The organism is Acidobacteriota bacterium, assembly GCA_016716715.1.
Taxonomy (GTDB): Bacteria; Acidobacteriota; Thermoanaerobaculia; order UBA5066; family UBA5066; genus Fen-183.
The window spans coordinates 161,942-177,147 of sequence record JADJVE010000008.1 but is presented as its reverse complement, the minus strand read 5'-3'; the positions used below and the strand labels follow the sequence as shown (position 1 = coordinate 177,147).

The following is a 15,206-nucleotide window of genomic DNA, read 5'->3' as shown; positions in this document are numbered from 1 at the left end:
TCACTTCTCCTTCAACGCTGCACGCGCCACGCGGCGCCGTTCGTCTTCATTCAGATCCCTAAACCCCGTCCGCGTGCCGGCCTCGAACTCCGGCTGCGGCGGCGCGCGGTGGCAGCTCTCGCACGTGCGCGCCTTCTTTCCCGTCGTGTGCGGCTCGGCAGGAGCAAGGAGCCGGCGCGAGGTCTTCGCACCGCCCGCCGCCGTCGCGTCGATCGTGAGGACCATCCCGTACTGCGCGGGCACGATCTTTCCGTCGGCGCGCGCGCCGAGGAGGGGCGGCGCAGCGGCGAACGGACCCGACTTCTCCGTCCAGCCGCCCGGCGTCTCCCGGCCGGCCCCGAAGTCCCACCACGAGCCGGATGCGGAGTACGACGTGTGGCACGAGTCGCACGTCGGCACCCACGCGGCGTGGCACGAGCTGCAGGAGAGCCGCTCGTGCCCGTGCAGCGTGTGGTTGCGGTCCCGCGGCGTCTGCCTCACGGGCAGCTCGACGCCGTCGAGCTTTCGGACGAGAACCCAGGAAGAAGGAGAAGAGGAAGAAGAGGGAGAGGAAGAGGAAGAGGAAGAGGAAGATTTTCTTAGAAGGTTGAGGAGGGGAGTGCCTCGCTTCCCGAGCCGGGCCGGAGCGTCGGGCGAGGGCGCGCCGCGGTCTCCCCTCTTCCCCTTTCTGAGCAAATCTTCCTCTTCTCTTCTCTTCTCTCTAGCCAGAATCTCCCTGCTGATTTCGTCTTTCACGTCGCGCCATGCGACCTCGCCGCCCGCCCGCACCGGCCCGTGGCACGCCTCGCACGTGATCTCGACCTGGTCCTCCTTGTGCGTGCGAGCGGTGCCGTCGCCCATCAGGTCCGTGTGGAGGTGGCAGTCGATACAAGCCATGCCAGCGGCCTGATGGACGTCGGAGGCGGCGTGAGCGAGCGGAGCGTTCTTCTCGACTTCGACGAGCCCCTGATAGCTGAGCGCGATCCGCGCGCTTCCGCTGTGGCAGCCGAAGCAGCGGTCGTCCGTGATCTTCGAGTCGACGGGCGGATGCGGGCGCGGCTTGTCGTCGAGCTTCCGCGCCACATGGCAGGCCGCGCAGCCGGAGCCGTTGCCGTCTATCAGGTCGTCGCGGTTCGTACGCCGCGTTCCGAGGTGGCAGCCCGCGCAGAGCTTCCGGAGGTGGCTCTCCGCGAGTGTCGGATGCGCCACCGCGAGCACCTCCGCGATCGTGCGAGTCCCGTCGGGCTCCGCGATCTCCCCGAACGCGAAGCGGTCCACAGCCACCATCCCGGCGTTCCGCGTCATCGGCGACGTCGCAATGCGCGCCGCCTCGCGGGCATGGCAATCCGGGCGACCGCACGTGAGCGCGACCGTCGACAGCGCGCCGGGCTCCCTCTCGAGCCCCTCGTGCGCGCGCTCCTTCGAGAACGCGAGCGCGTTGCCGAGGTGGCAGGACGCGCAGCCGAGCGCGGCGCGCGCGTGCGCGCCGCCGGGATCCTCGGTCTCTTTCGTGTGGCACGTGACACAGCGTTCGACGCGGCCGCCGGCGCGGTCCGACCCCCGCCCGAGAGCCGATGCGCGTCGCGCCTCCCGGCTGAACGCGGCGAGGAGACCGAGCAGCGCCGCGCAGAGGGCCGCGACGAAAGCGAACGTCCGGAACATCAACCCCTCGCTGCGAGCAGGACGCGGACCGTGAAGGCCGCGTAGGCGGCTCCCCACGCCCCGAGCACGGCGAGGAGGGCCCGGCGCGCACGGCCCTCCGCGTGGCGGACGAGGCCGAGGACGAGGACCGCCGCGAGCGGAAGAACCCATCCCGACGCCGGCGGCAGGACCTCGAGCGCGCCCTGCAGCCCGAGGAGCGACCACGGGCCGAGGAGGTGCGCGGGCGACGCCGACGGCGGCGCCCCGAGCGGAAGCGGCACGACTCCGGCAAGGGCGACGGAGACGAGGGCCGCGAGGACCGTCCCGCGCGCGTCGGGCAACAGGCGCCCGGCGTGCTCGGCGGTGAAGAACCAGAGGAGGAGCGTGAGGGTTCCGGCGTGGTGCAGGGCCGCGGGGCCGAGGTCGCCGGGGACCGATCCGAGGAAGAGGCGCGCGATCTCGGCGCCCGCGAGCGGGAGCGAATCGAGGATGCGCCGCCAGATCGAGAGGGCGGCTACGGCTTCCGCGTCACCGCGCAGGACGAAGCCGCCGAGAAGCGCCGCCACCGTGACGGGCAGAAGAACCACCGACCGCCACCAGACGCCGGACGGGAGCTGGCGCTCGGTCTTCGCCGCGAGGACCTGCACGACGTGCAGGGCCATCGTCACGAGGACGGCGAAGCTCGAGTACGCGTGAAGAGCCCGGAGGAAGAACCCCCACGCGAGGCCGCCCTGGATCTTCTCGAGGCTCTCCCACGCCCCGGCGGGCGAATAAAAAGGCACGAGAAGAACGCCGGAGACGACGCTCACGGCGAGGAAACCGAAGGAGAGCCGCCCGAAGCCGCCGGACGGCGGACCCGCGCGCGGAGCAGGCGCGTCCGTCAGAGCCGGGCGATCCACGATTCCCCGCGCTTCACCAGCGGCACGCGCGCGAGGGCCGCGCGCGCGGGTCCCGCGACGGGCGCGCCGGCCTCGTCGTAGCGGCTGCCGTGGCACGGGCACGCGAATCCGCCGGGCGCGCCCGCGACGCGGCAGCCGAGATGCGTGCATGCCAGGGAGACCGCGACGGGGGCTTCGGCGGTTCCCGCCACGAAGATCTCGCCCACGGCCGCGCCGCCGGAGGCGACCGCCCGCGCGACCACCGCCGCGTCCAGAGCGACCTCACGAAACGGCGGCGCCGCGGACCTCAATGTGCGAAAGAGGACGAAACCGGAGGCGGTCGCGAGCGCGGCGCCCGTCCACACCCAGAGCTGACCGAGGAAGTCGCGGCGCGAGCTCACTCGATGCCCAGGTCGCGCATCCGCCTCCAGAGCGTCGAGCGGGAGAGGCGAAGGGCCTCGGCCGCCTTCTGGCGGTTCCAGTGAGCGCTCTCGAGTGCCTCGACGATCTGCGCGCGCTCGGGATCGACGGCGGCGTCCGCCGCCCTCACGGGCGCCGAGGCGGGAGCCGCCGGGCGCGGCGGTTCTGCCGCGGCTCCACCGGAGCGGATCTCCTCGGGCAGGTCCTCGATCTGGATCGTCTGGCCCGTGCAGAGAGCCACCGCGTATTCGAGCGCGTTCTCGAGCTCGCGCACGTTGCCGGGCCAGGGGTAGGTCTTGAGCGCCTCGAGCGTGTCGGGCGAGAGCTGGAGCGCGCGGCCCGCGCGTCCGCCGATGTGCGCGAGCTGGTGCTGGGCGATGAGGGCGACGTCCTCGGGCCGCTCGCGGAGCGGCGGGATGTGGATCGGCACGACGCGCAGCCGGTAGTAGAGATCGTCGCGGAAACGGCCCGTCTGGATCGCGCCGTGAAGGTCCTGGTTCGTCGCCGCGATGATTCGCGCCTCCATCGGCCGCGTCCGGCTCTCCCCGACGCGCTCGAACTGCCGCTCCTGCAGGACGCGCAGGAGCTTGACCTGCAGGTGGAGCGGGATGTCGCCGACCTCGTCGAGGAAGATCGTCCCGCCGCGCGCGAGATCGAACCGGCCGACGCGGTCGCGGACCGCGCCCGTGAACGCGCCCTTCACGTGCCCGAAGAGCTCGCTCTCGAGAAGGTCCGCGGGAAGGGCCCCGCAGTTCACGGCGACGAACGGCCCCGAGCTCTGGAGCGAGCTCGAATGGAGCGCGCGGGCGATGACTTCCTTGCCCGTCCCGCTCTCCCCCGTGATGAGGACCGTCGCGTTGCTCCGGTGGAGCGACTCGACGAGGTGGACGATCTTGAGCATCGCGGGCGAGCGCGCGACGAGGCCGTGCGACGCGATCATGCTCTGGAGGAGCGAGTCCTCGTCCTCGGCCGGGCGGACGACGACGAGGTAGCGCGCCCGCGGGTCGCAGTGGTTCGAGACGTGGAGCGGGACGACGGCCGCCGTGAGAGAGACGAGGCGGGCGCTCTTGGCGCCGCAGCGGAGGACGGCCCGCCGACCCTCCTCGCGCCGGCCGCTCGTGAGCGCCTCGCGAAGCGTGTCCGCGGGGCCGAACAGCTTCGCGCCGACGAGCTCCTCGATGGGCTGGCCGATCGCGGATTCGACGATTCCCTTGCCCGCGATCTCGTCGAGCGTGTGACTCGCGCGGATGATCCGGAACTCCGCGTCGAGGACGATGAGCGCGCGGCCCAGGGCCTCGAACACCGTCTCGAGCGGCCCGAAGCCGAGGCCCTCCTGGGCGTCGAGCGCGGGGATCACCGGGGTCTCCATCAAGGAGAATTATCTGCCCCCGTGACGCTCGAAATCGCCCTCTAGTACAGCTGCATCAGCGAGACGTCGTCGCAACGTTAGGCAATCGGGGGTTTGTTCACTCCCCGCCGAGTCCTGCGGCTATCCACGACAACGGGTACCGGCCGAGCCACATCGAAAAGGAGACTATATGACTAAAAAGTATTCAATACTCCTCCTCGGCGCGGCAGCGGGCCTCCTTCTCGCGCTCCGGCCCGGCGGGGCCGCGGGCCCCACGGGCTGGACGGTCGTGGCCTGGAACAACCTCGGAATGCATTGCATGGACGCGGATTTCGGGGTCTTCGCGATCCTTCCGCCGTACAACACGATCCAGGCGCAGGTCGTCGACGCCTCGGGCAAGCGCGTGACGGACCCCGCCCGGGCCGTCCTCACGTACGAGGCGGTCGCCGACCCCACCGGGTCCATCAACCGGACCTCGATCGGGAAGACGAACTTCTGGGGCAACGTCCAAAGCCTCTTCAAGGCCTCCCCGGCCGCCGACACGGGTCTCCTCGGAAAGAAGATGCCCGGCTCGGCGAACGCCGCCCAGCCGATGGGCTGGGATCCGGCGCTCCAGTGGTGGATCGCAGAGGGCATCCCGATCACGCCGTACGACGACGCCGGCAAGAAGAACTTCTACCCGCTCATGAAGGTCACGGCGAAGAGCCCGGCCGGCGCGGTACTCGCGTCGACGAACATCGTCCTCCCGGTCTCCGACGAGATGGACTGCAGCTCGTGCCATTCCTCGGCGTCAGGCCCCGCCGCGCGTCCGTACGGCGGCTGGATCCATGACGCGAACCCCCAGCGCGATTACCGCCTCAACATCCTGCGGCTCCACGACGACATGAACGCGTCGAACGCGGCGTACGCGGCGGCCCTTGCGGCCCTCGGCTTCAACCCGGCCGGTCTCTCGGCCACGGTGGCCGGCGGCAAGTCGATCCTCTGCGCGTCCTGCCACGGCTCCGAGGCGCTGGCGGGCAGCGGCCGGGCCGGGATCCCGCCGCTCACGCAGGCGATGCACGCGCGCCACGCGCGCGTCCTCGACCCGACGAACGGCCTCGCGCTCGACTCCGTCGCGAACCGCTCGGCGTGCTACCGCTGCCACCCGGGCTCCGAGACGAAGTGCCTGCGCGGCGCGATGGGCGCCGCCGTCGCCTCGGACGGATCGATGCTCATGCAGTGCCAGAGCTGCCACGGCGGGATGAGCGCCGTGGGCGCCGCCGGCCGCACGGGCTGGCTCCAGGAGCCGTCCTGCCAGCAATGCCACGCGGGGACCGCGACCGTGAACGACGGCCAGATCCGCTACACGTCGGTCTTCGACGTGCACGGCAACCCGCGCGCTCCGGCGAGCACGGTCTTCGCGACGAACGCCGACACGCCAGGCGCGGGCCTCTCGCTCTACCGGTTCTCGAAGGGGCACGGCGGGTTGCAGTGCTCCGCGTGCCACGGCGCGACTCACGCCGAGTACCCGTCCTCGCACGCGAACGACAACCTCCAGAGCATCGCCCTGCAAGGCCACGCGGGCACGCTGTCGGAGTGCTCCACGTGCCACAACGCGTCCGTCCCCTCGACGACGAACGGCGGGCCGCACGGCCTGCACCCGCTCGGCCAGAGCTGGGTGAAGGGGCACGAGGGCGCCGCGAAATCCAACCTCGCGTCCTGCCGCGCGTGTCACGGCAAGGACGACCGGGGCACGGTCCTCTCGCGCGCCTTCACGGACCGGACGTTCAGCACGGAGCACGGAACGGTGAAGCTCGCGGCCGGCGCGCTCGTGGGCTGCTACACGTGCCACAACGGACCGTCCGGGGAGGGCAATCCGCCCGCGGCGACGCCCACTCCGCGCCAGACGCCATCCGCGACGCCCGGTTCGACGCCCGGTCCCGACAGCGACGCCGACCCGAGTGCCGCCGACCGCGACGCCCACGGTCGTTCCGACACCCACGCCGACGCGGCGCGCGACGAGGACGCCCGTCCCGACTCCGAAGCCCCCCGACGGCGACGACGGGTGGCACCCGAAGCGGCGTTAGATCGACTTCAGCTTCGCGACGACCGCCTCGACGTCGTAGTCCGGCGTCGAGGCTCCCGCGGAGACGCCGACCTTTTTCGACCCCGCGAGCTTCGCGGGGTCGAGCTCGGCGGCGGTGCCGACGAGGAACGTCGGCTTCTTCTCCGCGGCGATGTGGGCGAGCTCCTTCGTGTTCTTGCTGTGCTTGCCGCCGATCACGACGATCGCGTCGATCGTGGGGTCGTCGCAGAGCACGCGGAGCGCGTCCTGATTCTCCTTCGTCGCGTAGCAGATAGTGTCCGCGGTGCGCGTGTCGGCGACGCGCCGGCGGATCTCGGCCACGTGCTCGGCGAACGTCTCCGAGTTGATCGTCGTCTGGAAGACGATCTTGACCGTGGAGACGCGCGACCAGTCGAACGCCTTCACGTCCTCGAGCTTGTAGAACACCCGGTACCGGGCCGGGTCGAGGTCCTTCGTGTACCCGACGACCTCGCGGTGGTCGGCCTGCCCGAGGATCGCGAGGAAGGCGCCCTCCGCGAGCGAGCGGTCGATCTCCTTGTGGATGTCGGTCACGAACTTGCACGTCGTGTCGATGGCCGCGAGACCGAGCGCCGCGGCGCGCGCGCGCACGGACGGCGCGACGCCGTGCGCCGAGAAGACGATCCGGCCGGCGTGCTCCCGTGCGTCTTCGAGCGCGTGGACCGTCGGGAAGCCGAGACCCGCCATCTCGGACTCGACGCTCTCGTTGTGGACGACCTGGCCGAGGATCGCGCCTGTCTCACCGCGCTGCGCCGCGAGGCGGACGAGCTTGTCCGCGACGCGCACGCCGGCGCAGAAGCCGTACTTCTCGGCGAGGACGACGTCCATCAGGTCTTCGGCTTTCCCTTCGCGGCCCACTCGGCGAGCTTCCTCCGCGCGCCGTCGCGCCACTCCTCGGGCGCGCCGGCCTTCTTCGAGCCCTCGATGGCCTTCTCCAGGTGCGGCGCCGCCTCGGCGTATTTCCCCTCGTCTGCGAGGAGATCGCCCTTGAGCTCGTCCATCCAGAAGCTGTCGCCGCGCTTCATGCCCTCGTCCAGCCAGCCCATCGCCTCGGCCTTGCGCTCGCCCGTCTCGCGGGAGAAGCGCGCCGACTGGTAGAAGTCCGTGTGCTCCTTCGGCCCGGCGGCCGCGCGTGCCGCGTCGAGGTTCTTCCAGACGATCCCGTTCACGTCCACCTCGACGGAGAACGAGATCCGGAGCTTCTCCCACGCCATCTCGACCCGCACGACGCGCGCGGAATCCGGGTGGATCCGGTATTCCAGCCACTCCTGGTGCGGCCCGGCGGAGGGCGTCACGTCAAACGAGAAGACGTCCTTCTTCGGGTCGCGGAAGTACGCGCCCCACTGCTTCGCCTGGGAGTTCACGACGATCGTCCACTTGTCCTTCGCCGGGATCGCGAAGAGCGCGTACGAGCCGGCGGGAAGCTCGTGACCCGCCAGCTTGCAGGCCTCCGAGATCTCGAGCGTCGTGGCGTCGTTCGCGCCGAGGCGCCAGACCTGGCCGTACGGAACGAGCCCGCCCCAGACCTCGCGGCCCTTCACGGCGGGGCGCGAATACGTGACGGTGAGCTTCGCGGTCCCGATCTTCTCGAATACGGACGCGGCCGGGCTCGGCCGCGGCAGCTCGACGGGGGCCGCGGAAGAAGAGGAGCCTATGAAGGTGAAGAGGGCGACACCCCCGCATGCGGCGAGCAAACCCCTCGAAGCGACGGCCGATTTCCCTGCTTTATTCACTTTCATAGAAATCCTCTCCCTCTTCATCTTATCTTTTTGCGATTCCGTCTCAGCCGAACGAGAGGAGCTCGATCTCCGGCGCGAGCGACTTCACGAGCCGGTCGCGCTTGATGAGCTCGAAGCCCTTCCCGCCGCGCGAGACCGGCGTGTAGCGCTTCGTGATCGTGTGCTCGGTGCCCTTTCCGTTCACGAGCGTCAGCGTCGCGCGCTTCTCGTCCTCGCCGAAGAGCGCCGCGCCCACGAGCCTGTCGTCCGGCGCGAGCTTGAAGCCGAGGACGCCCTTGCCCGGCCCCGCGAGGACCGGGACCTCGGACGCCGCGAAGAGGATCGCCCGCCCCTTCTCGGACGCGAGCGCGACGAGGTCCTTCTCGAGGCAGACGAAGACGTGCGCGACCTCGTCGCCCTTGGCGGGCCGCGCGAAGCGCCGGCCGGCGCGCGTCGTCACCTCGCGGAACGGGTCGACCGAGAAGCGGAAGACGAGCCCGCGCCGGGTGACGGCGAGGAGCACGGCGTTCTTCGGCCGCGTGATGCGCGGGTCGAGGGACATCGCCGCGACGACGCGCTCGCCGTCCCCGAACTTGAAGAGCTTCTGGACGGGCTCGCCGTAGCCGGTGGAAGGAGGTACGTCGTTCAGGTGGAGAACGTACGCGGCGCCGTGGTTCGAGAAGAGGACGCCGAGCTCCTTCGTCGAGCCCTGGAGCACGGCGAGGACCTCGTCGCCCTCCCGCAGGCGTGTCGCCTTCGGGTCTTTCAGCTGGCCGAGGCGCTTGAGCCACCCGTCGACCGTGACGACGGCGTACGTGTCCTCGTGCTGGATGAACGCCTCGGCGTCGTATTCAGGCTCGTCCACGCTCGCGAGCACCTTCGTGCGGCGCTTCTCCCCCGCGAGGGCCTCGCGGACCTCGCCGAGCTCGCCCCGGACCTCGTTCCAGAGCTTCTTCGGCGACTTGAGGATCGCCTCGATGATCGCGGCCTCCGCGAGCTTCTCCTTCAGCTCGGCGCGGATCGCGTCGATCTCGAGGCGCGCGAGCTTGTAGAGCTTCGTCTCGAGGATCGCCTCGACCTGCTCCTCGTCGAGGCCGAAGCGCTTCATGAGCTTCCCGGCCGCGTCCGCCTTGCCGTCCGACTTGCGGATGATCCGGATCGCCTCGTCGAGCGCGTCGTAGATGATCACGAAGCCTTCGAGGAGGTGGATGCGGCGGCGCAGCTCCTCGAGGTCGAACGTGAAACGGCGCCTCACGGTCTCGAGCCGGAAGTCGAGGAAGTGGCGCAGCATCGCCTTGAGCGAGAGGCGCGCGGGCTCGCCGACGTCCGGGTTCGGGCCCGGGACGAGGCACGTGAGGTTGATCGGGACCGTCGTCTCGAGCGGCGTGTGCTTGTAGAGGTACGTCATGACGAGCGCCGGATCCGTGTCGCGCTTGATCTCGAGGACGATGCGCACGTCGTCCGTCGACTCGTCGCGCACGTCCACGAGGACCGGAAGCCGCCGCTCGATGATGACGTCCGCGATCTTCGAGACGAGGGAGGCCTTCTCCTGCGCGTACGGGATCGACGTGACGACGATGGTCTGCGCGCCGCGCGCTCCCTCCTCGACCTCCCACTCGGCCCGCAGCTTGAGCGTGCCCTGGCCCGTCTCGTAGATCGCGCGCATCTCGCGCTTGCCCCCGAGGAGGAGCCCGCCCGTCGGGAAATCCGGGCCCTTGATGTGCTTGAGCGGGTCCGCGTCCGGGTCGTCGACGGCCGCGATCGCAGCGTCGAGCACCTCGACCGGGTTGTGCGGAGGAATCGACGTCGCCATGCCGACCGCGATGCCGCTCGCGCCGTTCACGAGGAGGTTCGGGAAGCGCGCCGGGAGGACGACCGGCTCGAAGTGGACGCCGTCGAAGTTCGGGCGCCAGTCGACCGTCTTCTTGCGGATCTCCGAGAGGAGCTCGATGGCGAGCGGCTTGAGGCGCGCCTCGGTGTACCGGTACGCCGCGGCCGAGTCGCCGTCCAGCGAACCGAAGTTGCCGTGGCCGTCGACGAGCGGGGCGCGCAGCGAGAAGGGCTGCGCCATGCGGACCATCGCGTCGTAGATCGCGACGTCGCCGTGCGGGTGGTACTTGCCGATCACGTCGCCGACGACCGACGCGGACTTCTTGAACTTCGCGTCCGGCATCAGGTGCAGGTTCTGGAACATCGCGAAGAGGATCCGGCGCTGGACGGGCTTGAGGCCGTCGCGGACGTCGGGCAGCGCGCGCGAGGTGATGACGGACAGGGCGTAGTTCAGGTACCGCCGCCGGGCTTCCTCCGGAAGGGCGACCTCCGCGTCGAACGGCAGGGGCGGCTGGCCGCCGGAGGCGGCGGATTGCTTGCGTGTCATGCGTGCTCCGGGCGCGCGCAGCGCGCCTCGGCGTGCAAGGTAGCGGGGCGCGGCAAGGGCGTCAAATGCCGATCCGGCCGCCCCGCTTGACAGTCCCCGGCGGCCCCGTCAGTCTGCCGGGGCGTGGACGCGGCGGCTGACGACCTCTTCGCGCGTATCGTCGCGGGCGACCGCGAGGCGTTCGCCGCGTTCTACGATCTCCACGCACCGGTCCTTTTCGGCTTCTGTGTCCGTATCCTGAAGGACGCGAGGGACGCCGAAGACGTGCTGCAGGAGACTTTCGTCCAGGCCTGGCGCGACGCGCGCCGCTTCGACGGCGCCCGCGCGTCCGTGCGGGGCTGGCTGTTCACGATCGCGCGCAGCCGGGCGCTCGACCGCTGGCGGAGCCGCCGGTCGTTCGACAAGAGGATCACGGCGGCGGACACACCCATCCTCGAGCAGGTCGCCGGCGCCGCCGACGAGACCGAGGCTGCCGACGTGCGCGACTTCGTCGAGCGCGCGCTCGCCCAGCTGAACGAGAAGGAGCAGGCCGTCCTCCGCCTCGCCTACTTCGAAGGCCTCACGCAGGAGGAGATCGCCGCGCGTCTCGCCGAACCGCTCGGGACCGTGAAGAGCCGGACGCGCTCGGGCCTCTCGAAGATGCGCACGATCGCCGCGAACGCGCAGAAGGAAACCAGCCGTGGCTGACGAGCAGAGGCGCGCCCTCCGCGCCGCGGAAGAGGCCGCCTTCCAGGCCGAGGCTCTCGAGGCCGAGCTCGACGCGCTCGACACGGGCGCGAAGATCGCGCCGCCCGCGGAGGTCCGGGACCGCGTCCTGTGGGAGATCCGGGGGCCCGGCGCCGAAGCGGCCGCAATCGCGATCGCCGAGGCCGGGCCGGACCGCGGCCTCGCCACGATGATCTGGGCGCTCGGCGTCGCCGCGTCGTTCATGCTCGCGGCCGCGTTCGGGGCCCTCTGGTACGCGACGCGCGCCGACCTCGCGGCGACGCGCGAAAACGTCGCCCGCCTCGAGACGATGGTCAAGGAGCGCGACCGGCAGATCTCCCTGACGTCGCAGGAAATTTCCTGGCTGAAGGACCCGCGGGTGCAGGTCGCGCTCCTGAAGGGGCTCGAGGGAAACCCGGCCGCCCGCGCCAAGCTGCTCTGGAACCCCGGGACGAAGCAGGGAATTCTCTGGGTGTCCGGCCTGCCTCCCCTGCCGCTCGAGAAGAGCTACGAGCTGTGGGCGTTCGTGGGTGACCAGCCCGTCCCGGCCGGGACGTTCGACGCCAAGAGCGACGGGGCGACGGTGATCCCCATCTCGAAGCAGGAGTCGTTCGACGACCGGCCCTTGAAGTTCGCCGTCTCGGTCGAGCCGAAGGGCGGCGTCCCGGCTCCGACGGGCGCGATCGTCCTCGTCGGCGAGAGATTCTGAAGAGGATCTTTCTTAGAAGGTAAGAGGGGGAAGGCGGCATCTGTAAACGCCGACCCCACATTCGGCGTCTGAACCCTAGAGGCGGACGAAAAGCCGCCCGGAGGTTCAGCAAATGTCTCATAAACCCTTTCAGAAGAATCTCTTCGGTGTCTCCGCCCTCGTTCTCTCCGGAGTGCTCGCGGCCGGGGCCGCCCTCGCCCAGCCCGCTCCCGGCGGGCCCGGCAAGCTGGCCCAGGGCATCCGCGCGGCGATGGCGACCCTCGACCTCTCCGACGCCCAGAAGGAGAAGATCAAGGCGATCTTCGCCTCGCATAAGGACGAAGGGGCGGCCCTGCGCGAGCAGGCCAAGGCAGATCGCGAGGCCCTGAAGGCGGCCGCGTCCGCCGCGAAGCCCGACCCCGCGGTCGTCGGCGCCGCGTTCCTCAAGGTGCGGGCGAACGGCGAAACCGCCAAGGCGAAGATGAAGGCCGTCCGGGCCGAGATCGACGCGGTGCTCACGCCCGAGCAGCGGGCGAAGCTGGACGGCTGGATCGCCGCGCACCGCCAGATGCGAGGCGGGCTCCGCGGCGGCCCGCCGCAGAGCTGACTAGAGCCAGCCCGACCGCTTGAAGGCGCGGTGGAGCGCCATGCAGACGACCAGCATGAGCCCGAGCGCGAAGGGATACCCCCAAGGGGACTTCAGCTCGGGCATGTGCTGGAAGTTCATGCCGTAGATCCCCGCGATCATCGTCGGCACCGCCAGGATCGCCGCCCACGCCGAGATCTTCCGCATGTCCTCGTTCTGGAGGATCGAGACCTGGGTCAGGTTCGACTGCAGGATGCTCGTCAGAAGGTCGCGGTCCCCCTCGAGCTGCTCGACGACCCGCACGAGATGGTCGTTCACGTCGCGGAAGTAGGGCCGGATGTCCTCGTGGAGGAGCGTGAGCGTTCCGCTCGCGAGCCGGTCCAGCGGGTCGCGGAGCGGACGCACGCCGCGCAGGAACTCCATGACTTCGCGCTTGAGGAAGTAGATGCGCTCCGCGGGATTCTCCTTCCCGCTCGAGAAGACCTCGTTCTCGACCTGATCGATGTCGTGGTCGAGGCCCTCCAGCACCGGAAGGTAGTCGTCCACGACGTGGTCGAGAATGGCCCAGAGCACGGCGCCCGGTCCGCACTTCAGGAGCTCCGGGCGCTTCTCGACGCGCCTGCGGGTCTCGACGAGCGGGCTCGCTTCGCCGTGCCGGACGGCGACGACGAAGTTCGCGCCTGCGAAGAGGAGAAGCTCGCCGAGCGACACGACCTCGTCGGAATCCACGTAGCGGGCCGTCTTGACGACGATGAAGAGCGTGTCGTCGTAGACCTCGAGCTTGGGGCGCTGGTGGGCCTTGAGGGCGTCCTCGACCGCCAGCTCGTGGAGCTCGAACGCGGTCTTGACGGACGCGAATTCGTCGGGCGTGGGCTCGTACAGGCCGAGCCACACGAAGGTGTCGGGACTCTTCGACGCCTCGTAGGCCTCTTCGAACGTGAAGGTACCCGCGCGCCGCACGCCGCCGTCGTAGATGCCGCAGTCGACGATCACCGGGCCGGCCTCAGACCACGGCCGCCACGAAGTCGAACTTCGCGACGTCCACGAGGCCCTTGTCCGTGAGCTTGAGCTCCGGGATCACGGGCAGGGCGAGGAAGGCGAGCGTCATGAACGGGTGGTCCATCGTGCCTCCGAGCGTCGCGGCGGCCGCGTTCGCGCGGCGCTCGGCGGCGTCGACGTCGGCCATGGAGAGGTTCGACATGAGGCCGCCGACCGGCAGCGCGACCTCGGCGAGAGTCTGCGCGCCGTCCGCGACCACGATCCCGCCGCCGATCTCGGCGACGCGCCGGACGGCCGTCTCCATCGACGCGTCGTCCGCGCCGACGACGACGACGTTGTGCGAGTCGTGCGCGACGGACGAGGCCACCGCGCCGCGCTTCAGGCCGAAGCCGCGCGCGAACGCGACGCCCACGTTGCCGGTCCCGCGGTGCCGCTCGACCACGGCCAGCTTCAGGAGATCGCGCGAGACGTCCTGCACCGCGGCGCCGCCCGCGAGAGCCGCGCGCTGCGAAGACGCGCCCGTCGCGATCGAGCCGGCGCGCACCTCGATGACGCGCAGCGAGGCGCCCTCCCCCGCCGCGACCCTGAGCCGCGTACGGTCGAAGCCTTCGACCCGGAACGACGGCCCCTCTTCCATGCGCGCGGCCGGGATGTCCACGAGCAGCTTTCCGCCCTTCGCGACGCGCCGGCCACCCAAGACCACGAGGTCCGGCCGGAAGTCGTCCAGCCGCTCGAACGTGAGGAGGTCGGCCCGGAAGCCGGGCGCGACGGCGCCGCGGTCCGTGAAGCCGTAGTGCCGGGCGCAGGACCACGACGCGAGGCGCAGGGCGAGGACGGGGTCGAGCCCGAGCGCGATCGCGCGCCTCACGTGATGGTCGAGGTGGCCGTGCCGGAGCAGGTCCCACGGGTGCCGGTCGTCCGTCGCGAACGCGAAACGCTCGGAGTTCGCGGCGGTGACGAGCGGCAGCAGTTCGTCGAGGTTCTTCGCGGCCGTGCCCTCGCGGATCCAGATGTCCATCCCGCGTCGCACCTTCTCGTGCGCCTCGGCGCGCGAGAGGCACTCGTGGTCCGAGCGGATGCCGGCGCCGACGTACGCGTTCAGGTCGAGGCCGGAGAGGAGCGGGGAGTGGCCGTCGATCGGCACGCGCCGTCTCCGCGCGTCCTCCACCTTCGCGACGACGGCGGGGTCGCCGAAGAGAAAGCCGGGGACGTTCATGAGCTCGGCGAGGCCGAGCACGTTCGGCAGGGCGTAGAGCGGCGCGAGGTCGTCCGCCGAGAGCGCGGCCCCGGCCGTCTCGAGGTGCGTCGAGGGGACGCACGACGGAAGCATGACGAAGACGTCCACCGGGAGGCCCGCCGCCGCCGCCAGAAAGTCGCGAATGCCCGCGACGCCCCGCACGTTCGCGATCTCGTGCGGGTCCGTGACGGCCGCCGCGGTCCCGTGAACCGCGGCGTGACGCGCGAACGTGCCCGGCGTCGTCATCGTGGACTCGATGTGGAGGTGCGCGTCCCAGAGCGCGGGGGCGACGTAGGCGCCGCGGAGGTCGACAGTGTCGCCGGGGCGCTCCGTGCGGTAGTCGCCGAAGCCGAGGATGCGGTCTCCCTTCACGCCAACGGTCCCGTCGTGGATCTCGCCCGTCAGGACGTTCACGACGCGGGCGTTCCTGAGGACGAGGTCGGCCGGGACGGCGCCCCGGGCCGCTGCGACGAAGTCGCGGAGGGGCAGGGTCTCGGGGAGATCGCTCATGCGCCGGAGAGCGTACGACAGACGGCCGCGCGTCGCG

14 protein-coding genes are annotated in these 15,206 nt (G+C 70.7%); 3 read left to right on the top strand and 11 right to left on the bottom strand.

The annotated features are described in order from the left end of the window. The 9 genes from IPL89_14155 to IPL89_14115 form a co-directional block, all read right to left on the bottom strand. The gene (locus IPL89_14155; protein MBK9064317.1) at window positions 1-1,641 is read right to left on the bottom strand and encodes a hypothetical protein; all 1,641 of its coding nucleotides are present in this window, start codon (window positions 1,639-1,641) and stop codon (window positions 1-3) included. Then, entirely contained in the window at window positions 1,641-2,519 is an 879-nt protein-coding gene (locus IPL89_14150) for a cytochrome b N-terminal domain-containing protein (GenBank protein MBK9064316.1), read from the bottom strand. Before IPL89_14150 ends, IPL89_14155 begins: the two co-directional genes overlap by 1 nt. Beyond that, a complete protein-coding gene (locus IPL89_14145; protein MBK9064315.1) occupies window positions 2,501-2,863 on the bottom strand; it encodes a Rieske 2Fe-2S domain-containing protein in 363 nt (120 codons plus the stop codon). The genes IPL89_14150 and IPL89_14145 overlap by 19 nt, the downstream gene beginning before the upstream one ends. A gap of 32 nt (window positions 2,864-2,895) precedes the next feature. Further along, window positions 2,896-4,287 (bottom strand): sigma-54-dependent Fis family transcriptional regulator, encoded by a 1,392-nt coding sequence (locus IPL89_14140; protein ID MBK9064314.1) that lies wholly within the window; start codon window positions 4,285-4,287, stop codon window positions 2,896-2,898. A 165-nt stretch (window positions 4,288-4,452) separates the two neighbouring features. After that, a complete protein-coding gene (locus IPL89_14135) occupies window positions 4,453-4,932 on the bottom strand; it encodes a hypothetical protein (GenBank protein ID MBK9064313.1) in 480 nt (159 codons plus the stop codon). A 465-nt stretch (window positions 4,933-5,397) separates the two neighbouring features. Continuing rightward, window positions 5,398-5,535, bottom strand: coding sequence for a hypothetical protein (locus IPL89_14130; GenBank protein MBK9064312.1), 138 nt, complete (start codon window positions 5,533-5,535; stop codon window positions 5,398-5,400). A 793-nt stretch (window positions 5,536-6,328) separates the two neighbouring features. Beyond that, window positions 6,329-7,177: a 4-hydroxy-3-methylbut-2-enyl diphosphate reductase gene (gene ispH, locus IPL89_14125; GenBank protein MBK9064311.1), complete on the bottom strand. Its 849-nt coding sequence runs from the start codon at window positions 7,175-7,177 to the stop codon at window positions 6,329-6,331. Beyond that, window positions 7,177-8,082, bottom strand: a complete 906-nt coding sequence (locus tag IPL89_14120; protein ID MBK9064310.1) for a DUF2911 domain-containing protein — start codon at window positions 8,080-8,082, stop codon at window positions 7,177-7,179. The genes ispH and IPL89_14120 overlap by 1 nt, the downstream gene beginning before the upstream one ends. A 49-nt stretch (window positions 8,083-8,131) precedes the next feature. After that, entirely contained in the window at window positions 8,132-10,444 is a 2,313-nt protein-coding gene (locus IPL89_14115; GenBank protein MBK9064309.1) for a DNA topoisomerase IV subunit A, read from the bottom strand. A gap of 123 nt (window positions 10,445-10,567) precedes the next feature. Between IPL89_14115 and IPL89_14110 the strand changes: the two genes are divergently transcribed. The 3 genes from IPL89_14110 to IPL89_14100 all read left to right on the top strand — a co-directional run bounded on the left by IPL89_14110 (window position 10,568) and on the right by IPL89_14100 (window position 12,444). Beyond that, window positions 10,568-11,131, top strand: coding sequence for a sigma-70 family RNA polymerase sigma factor (locus IPL89_14110; protein ID MBK9064308.1), 564 nt, complete (start codon window positions 10,568-10,570; stop codon window positions 11,129-11,131). Continuing rightward, entirely contained in the window at window positions 11,124-11,858 is a 735-nt protein-coding gene (locus IPL89_14105; GenBank protein ID MBK9064307.1) for an anti-sigma factor, read from the top strand. Before IPL89_14110 ends, IPL89_14105 begins: the two co-directional genes overlap by 8 nt. Window positions 11,859-11,970: 112 nt before the next feature. Further along, complete coding sequence (locus IPL89_14100) at window positions 11,971-12,444, top strand: periplasmic heavy metal sensor (GenBank protein MBK9064306.1); 474 nt, start codon at window positions 11,971-11,973, stop codon at window positions 12,442-12,444. On the opposite strand, the gene corA is transcribed toward IPL89_14100, so the two are convergent. Both corA and ade read right to left on the bottom strand, forming a co-directional pair. Next, on the bottom strand, window positions 12,445-13,416 hold the full coding sequence (gene corA, locus IPL89_14095; protein MBK9064305.1) for a magnesium/cobalt transporter CorA: 972 nt from the start codon (window positions 13,414-13,416) through the stop codon (window positions 12,445-12,447). A gap of 10 nt (window positions 13,417-13,426) precedes the next feature. Then, window positions 13,427-15,169, bottom strand: a complete 1,743-nt coding sequence (ade, locus tag IPL89_14090) for an adenine deaminase (GenBank protein MBK9064304.1) — start codon at window positions 15,167-15,169, stop codon at window positions 13,427-13,429. Between the last annotated feature and the right edge of the window lie 37 nt (window positions 15,170-15,206).

Bases quoted from the DNA above. Each gene is read 5' to 3' on its own strand.
- IPL89_14155 (MBK9064317.1), bottom strand. From the start codon at position 1,641: ATGTTCCGGACGTTCGCTTTCGTCGCGGCCCTCTGCGCGGCGCTGCTC.
- IPL89_14140 (MBK9064314.1), bottom strand. From the start codon at position 4,287: ATGGAGACCCCGGTGATCCCCGCGCTCGACGCCCAGGAGGGCCTCGGC.
- ispH (MBK9064311.1), bottom strand. From the start codon at position 7,177: ATGGACGTCGTCCTCGCCGAGAAGTACGGCTTCTGCGCCGGCGTGCGC.
- IPL89_14115 (MBK9064309.1), bottom strand. From the start codon at position 10,444: ATGACACGCAAGCAATCCGCCGCCTCCGGCGGCCAGCCGCCCCTGCCG.
- IPL89_14100 (MBK9064306.1), top strand. From the start codon at position 11,971: ATGTCTCATAAACCCTTTCAGAAGAATCTCTTCGGTGTCTCCGCCCTC.
- ade (MBK9064304.1), bottom strand. From the start codon at position 15,169: ATGAGCGATCTCCCCGAGACCCTGCCCCTCCGCGACTTCGTCGCAGCG.